This is a genomic window from Simplicispira metamorpha (genome assembly GCF_004341365.1).
In the GTDB taxonomy this organism is placed as follows: domain Bacteria; phylum Pseudomonadota; class Gammaproteobacteria; order Burkholderiales; family Burkholderiaceae_C; genus Simplicispira; species Simplicispira metamorpha.
The window spans coordinates 1-5986 of the sequence record NZ_SLXH01000054.1 but is presented as its reverse complement, the minus strand read 5'-3'; the positions used below and the strand labels follow the sequence as shown (position 1 = coordinate 5986).

Annotated in this window: 5 protein-coding genes; all 5 read left to right on the top strand. The window is 60.2% G+C overall.

The features are described 5' to 3' along the window. A partial coding sequence (locus tag EV674_RS17145; protein WP_165887118.1) for a cell surface protein occupies positions 1–1577 on the top strand: 1577 nt, incomplete at its 5' end. Between the two features lie 162 nt (positions 1578–1739). Beyond that, complete coding sequence (locus EV674_RS17140) at positions 1740–2687, top strand: peptidylprolyl isomerase (protein WP_165887117.1); 948 nt, start codon at positions 1740–1742, stop codon at positions 2685–2687. A gap of 59 nt (positions 2688–2746) precedes the next feature. Beyond that, positions 2747–3547, top strand: a complete 801-nt coding sequence (locus tag EV674_RS17135; protein WP_119012709.1) for an ABC transporter permease — start codon at positions 2747–2749, stop codon at positions 3545–3547. A gap of 67 nt (positions 3548–3614) precedes the next feature. Next, the gene (locus tag EV674_RS17130) at positions 3615–4898 is read left to right on the top strand and encodes an ABC transporter ATP-binding protein (RefSeq protein WP_119012736.1); all 1284 of its coding nucleotides are present in this window, start codon (positions 3615–3617) and stop codon (positions 4896–4898) included. Between the two features lie 3 nt (positions 4899–4901). After that, complete coding sequence (locus EV674_RS17125; protein WP_119012710.1) at positions 4902–5828, top strand: lysophospholipid acyltransferase family protein; 927 nt, start codon at positions 4902–4904, stop codon at positions 5826–5828. The last annotated feature ends 158 nt before the right edge of the window (positions 5829–5986 follow it).

Genomic DNA, 5986 nt, shown 5'->3' with positions numbered 1-5986 from the left:
TTGCAGAAATCGCCCAAAAAGGTGCAGCAGTTTTTTGGGAAGGATTCTGTCAAATATGCCGCTTGATTCAAGTTGTTTTATTTCTAGTCAATATCAGCGACACCCTTGGCGCACGTGTTGTTAGCAACACTGCGGCATTCGGTAACTTGGCAGCCCCTGCTGCAGGTACTGCGGCAACCGTTTTGACCCCCACCTCGACAGGTGTCGGTCACATCTTGTTTGTGCCTTACTTCACGACACAAGGCAACAACATGACGTTGCTGAACTTGGTCAACACCGACACGATCAACGGCAAGGCTGTCAAGCTGCGCTTCCGTGGCGCGTCCAATTCGGACGACTTGTTTGACATCAGCATCTTCCTGTCGCCTGGCGACGTGTGGACTGCCAACGTGTCTGCTAATGGCGAGCTGTCTGCACTGAGCACCAGCGACACCACCTGCACGCTGCCCAGCATTGAGCAAATCAAGGAAACAGCTGGCAAGTTCTCTACCAACCGCGTTCTGAACAACGCTGCTGCTGAAACCCGCGAAGGCTACGTTGAAATCCTCAACATGGCTGACATCCCTCCAAACACGATCGGTGCTGGTCGCACAAACAGCGCTCTGTACACTGCCGTCAAGCACGTGAACAGCAAGGCTCCTTGCACGCAAGCAGTGATGGATCTGCAAGCCAACCCGCTGGTAGCTGGTGATGTCGTGAATGACCCCGTGGCACGTGGCTACTCTTGGCCCACTGGTGGTCTGACTGCCAACTGGACCATCGTGAACGTTGCCAGCAAGGCATCTTTCTCTGGTGAAGCTGTTGCACTGCGCGCTACCCCTACGAACACCATCGACGTTCCTGGTGCAGCCAACTTGGTGTTCTCGCCACAAACTGGCAACACTGTGGCAAATGCCGCAGCACTGACAGCTGACCCTCTGCTGAAGACTGGCTTGGTTCGTGCTGCCAGCTACGACTTCCCTGATCTGTCTACACCTTACACCACACCTCTGGTCGCAGGTGCTCCTGAAGCACAAGCTAACCAACTGGCTGGCGTTCTGGCTACACGTTCCATCAGCAACGAATACGTGACAGATCCTGCTGTGTCGTTCGCTACGGACTGGGTTTTCTCTATGCCCACCCGCCGTTATGCAGTGGCTCTGAACTACGAAACTAAAACCATCGTGGGTCATGGCGTTGCTGGCTACACCGCAGCTCCTGCTTCTAACTTCTTCAGCGCTGCAGTGGGTGGTAACGCCTCTCTGAACCGTGACAAGACCCGCATTTGTGTTGATGCAGGCCCCCTGACGGCTTTCGATCGTGAAGAAAACTCGCGCACTTCGTTCGTGATTTCTCCTGACGAAATCCTGAAGTTCTGCGGCGAAACCAGCGTGCTGGCTTTCAACGGCAAGGCTTCCGTCCTGAGCGCCAAATTGGCTGTGAACGACATCGCTACCCGCTTCACGGACGGCTGGCTGCGTATCGGCACCAATGGCCTCGGCAACGGTCTGCCCGTGGTCGGCTACGCAGTTGGTAAGGCTATCGGTCCTGACGGTGGCAACTTCGGTGGCACTTGGACGCACCGTACCCAACCCTAAGCAACCAACCTTTCTAATCACTGGTTGATTTAGCTTAGACAAAAGGCGGGGAGCAATCCCCGCCTTTTTTATTTTTCTTTCAATGAGGGCTTGGGGCCCGCTTACCCTTTCACTCCACACTGACAGCGTATGTTGAACCTGCTTTCCTCCCCCCACCATTCCTTGAGTGCCCTGCGTCCCCTGAGTGCCTGCCTGACACTGGTTGCCACCTTGATCGCTGCACCTGCCTTTGGTCAGAACCAATCCAAGGTGCTCATGCAAGGTGTTGGTGCCAAGGTAGAAACCAGCGATGTGCAGGCCGAACTGCAACGAATGCCCGCCGCTGTGCGTGAGCGCGTGCTGACACAGCCTGATACGCTGCGCCAGCTCATCAGCAACCTGTATTTGCGCCGTGCTTTTGCCCACGAAGCTGAGCGCCAGGGCTTGGCCAAAACCACCGAAGTGCAATACAAACTGCAAACTGCCCGTGAAGGTGCGCTGGCCGAAGCACTGGCCGAGCGTATTGCCACCGCCGCCACCCCTGACAGCGTCGCCGCCGACAAGCTGGCCCACACCATTTACAAGGCCGAGCCTGAGCGGTTTGCCGTACCCGCGCAAACCCGCGCACGCCATATCCTGATCCAGGGCACCAGCCCTGAAGCCCGCGCCCAAGCTGACAAACTGCTGGCCGAGCTGAAGGCAGGTGCGAACTTTGAAGAACTGGCCAAGGCCCACTCCGCCGACCCCGGCAGCGCTGCCAAGGGCGGTGATCTTGGCTTCTTCCCCAAAGGCCGTATGGTCAAGTCATTTGAAGAAGCTGTGGACGCCCTGCAAAAGCCTGGCGACCTGAGCGCTGTGGTGCAAAGCAACTTCGGCTTTCACATCATCCGTCTGGAAGAGCGTCAACCTGCCAGCACCAAACCGTTTGAAGAAGTGCGCGAGCAACTGCGTGCCGAAGTCACCGGCAAAGCCCAGCAAGACGCTCGCCTGAAAGAGGTAGAGCGCCTGCGCGCCCAGGCCAAAGGCGACGAAACCGCCTTCGAGGCCTTTGTTTCAGAACAGAAGAAACAGCTGGCCACCACCACAGCACCAACAGCAACGCCCGCCGCCACTGCGGCCCCCGCCAAGTAAACCGCCCTCGGCCACCCTACGCGCACCGGTGCCGGTGCGCGTAGGGTGGCTTGCTGCCCATGAGCGCACTCACCACCGAAGCCGCCGCCCTGTGGCGGGCGCGCGCATTGTGCTGGGTTTTGACCCGCCGCGAAATTGCCGCCCGCTACGCCGGAACCGCCCTGGGCATTGCCTGGGCCTATGTGCAACCGCTGCTCACCATCGCCGCCTACTACCTCGTGTTTGACGTGGTGTTTGCCATGCGTCTGGGCGATGGTGCACCCACCCGCGCCGTCGGCGCCTACCTCATCGTCGGCATGCTGCCGTGGATGGCGTTTTGCGATGCGCTCACGCGGGCCATGACCAGCCTGATCGAGGCTGGTGGCGTGCTGCAAAAAAATGCCCTTCCACCCATGCTATTCCCCACCCGCGCGGTGCTGGCCAGTGGCGTGGTGTATGCGCCGCTGCTGCTGCTGCTGGTGCTGGCCTACGCAGGGCAGCACCATTTCTCAACCGCGCTGCTGGCTCTGCCGGTGCTGTTGGTGCTGCAATGGCTGCTGTGCTCGCTGTGGGGTGCAGCACTGGCAGTGCTGGCGGCAGCGCTGCGCGACACAGTGCAAATCGTCGGTTTCATGTTGTCGATTGGCATCTTTCTATCGCCCGTGCTCTTTCCGGCGCAGATGTTTCCAACCGACTGGCGCTGGGTGCTGTGGCTCAACCCCATGACAGCGTGGGTCAGTGGCTATCAGGCCGTGCTGCTGCAAGGCGCCTGGCCCGCCTGGCCGGTGTGGCTAGCCGCAGGTGTATGGCTGGCAGTAGGTGCGCTGCTGCTGAACGTGCTGCTGCGCCGCAGCCGCGACCAGCTGATTGACTGGCTCTGAAGCCCGGCAAGAATAGTAAAAATGATAGCTGCTAGCGCTTACTGCATAAAGTCTGGAGGCCATTTTGATTGATAAAAATGCCCCTCCCCCCAATACCGCTCCCCTGACGCTGAACGTGGCCCATCTGGGCAAAGAGTACCGCCTGTACGCCTCGCCCCGCCAGCGGCTCAAGGCATTGTTGACGGGGCGCAGCTACCACCGTAGCCACTGGGCGCTGCGCGATGTGTCGCTCACGCTGCACCGGGGCCAGTGCCTGGGCGTGATTGGCGACAACGGCGCAGGCAAAAGCTCATTGCTCAAACTGCTGGCGGGCACTTTGCAGCCCTCTACCGGCAGCATCACCCGCGTGGGCCGGGTGACGGCCATTCTGGAGCTGGGCGCGGGTTTTCATCCAGACTTCACGGGGCGGCAAAACCTGTACTTCGGCGGCAGCCTGATCGGCATCTCCGCCGCAGAAATGGCCACACTGGAACAGGACATCATTGATTTCTCCGAGTTGGGAGAGGCCATAGACCGGCCCGTCAAAACCTATTCTTCGGGCATGACGGTGCGCCTGGCCTTTGCCCTGGTCACCGCAGTAGAGCCGCAATTGCTCATCATTGACGAGGCGCTGGCGGTGGGCGACCAGCATTTTCAGAAAAAATGCGTGGAGCGCATTGAGTCGTTCCGCAACAACGGTTGCACCATTTTGTTTTGCTCGCACAGCCTCTACCACGTGCAGCAGTTGTGCGACACCACACTCTGGCTCAAGGGTGGCCAGGTGCAAGCCTACGGGGCAACCTCCGAGGTATTGGCTGCCTATGAAGTGCATGTGCGCGCACAGGAGCGGGGCGATACGGCAGCCCAGCACACAGCCAACCAGACCGCAGGCACAACCTCTGGCCAGGCCACGCCTGCCAGCGCAGAGAAAACTCCTGCCACGGCCACGCTGTCGGACAACGCACCGCGCCGCGCCGCCCGCATCGAATCGCTCACGCTGGACGCGGTAGACAGCGCCAGCCCACCGCTGCTGCAAACGCCCGATCTGGTCGTCACAGTGTGCGTGCGCATGCCCGATGGTGAAGCACCCAGCATTGGCGTGATGCTGGAGCAAGCCCACGGCGTGGGTATCACCTCAGTGACCACGCACAACGATGGCGTAGTGCCCCAGTTCCTGGGCGACAACCTGTGGCAAGCCCGGCTGCGATTTACCCAACTGCCACTGCATTCGGGCGAATACGTGGTCAGCGCCTATTTGTTTGATGCCAAAGGGCTGGTGGTTTATGAAGAGTGGCTACAGTACGCACGCTTTCGCCACGTGTACCCGTTGTCCATGCCGGGGCTGGTGCGTTTGCCGCACCAGTGGGAGTGAGCCGTGCTGCGCGCGCTGATCCCTTCCCGCTGGCGCCCCCACCTGCGCGAAGCCCTGGAGCTGGTACTGTTGCCCGGACTGGCGGCGGTGCTGCCGTGGGGCTGGTGCTTTCGGGTATTTTGCTGGCTGGCACACCGCTGCCAGTGGCTGTACCGCGAACCCTGCGAACGCGCGCTGCATGAAGTACAGGCACGCGGTTGGGTCACACCGGCACAGGCGCCGCGCTGGCTGGCGCAGCGCCGCCTGGTCACGCTGATAGACCACGCCGATCTGTACCTGGCCGCTACGCGCAGCAACCGCTGGATGCAGCGCCACATGCAAGTGCAAGGACAGTGGCCGACAGTGGGGCAGGCAGGTATTTTGGCCACCTTCCACTGGGGTGCTGGCATGTGGGGTCTGCGCCATGCACAGCAAGCGGGATTGGTGCCGCATGCGCTGGTTGCAGCGCTCAATGGCGCGCATTTTGCGGGGCATCCGGTGTTGCACCGCTATGCCCAGGCGCGTACAGCCTATGTAGCCAAAGCGCTTGGCTGTCCCACGCTGGACGTATCGAGCAGTCTGCGTCCTGCCGTACGTGCCCTGCGCGACCACGAACAGGTGCTGGCGGCCATCGATGTGCCGTCTGACCAGGTAGCCGCCAGCGTACCGGTGCAAATTGCCGGCATGGCAGCACAAGTGCCCAAGGCGCTACTGCGGCTGGCGGTAGAGCAAAAGGTGCCGGTCACGGTGTACCTCACGGGCATCGACATGGACACCGGCCAACGCACGCTGCGCATAGTTCCTCTGCCGGTGCAGAAAGATTTGGATACGCTGGTGGCAGCCGTATTTTCCTACCTGAGCGAGGCCATACAGCAAGACAGCGCTGCTTGGCATTTCTGGAGCGAGGCTCCGCGCTTTTTTGTGCCGCCAGCACCCGCTACGGCGGAGTAATATCACCCCAATCACTCCTGAATTAATAGCTTTAAGCGCCCTCCGCACGGGCGCTTAAAGCACTTTTTGGGGATTGCGAAAAAGGTATTTTTATGCAATCTTTCCGCATTTGTGCGAGGTTCAACAGATGAGTCTGATCTGCCCCCAGTGCCAAAGCA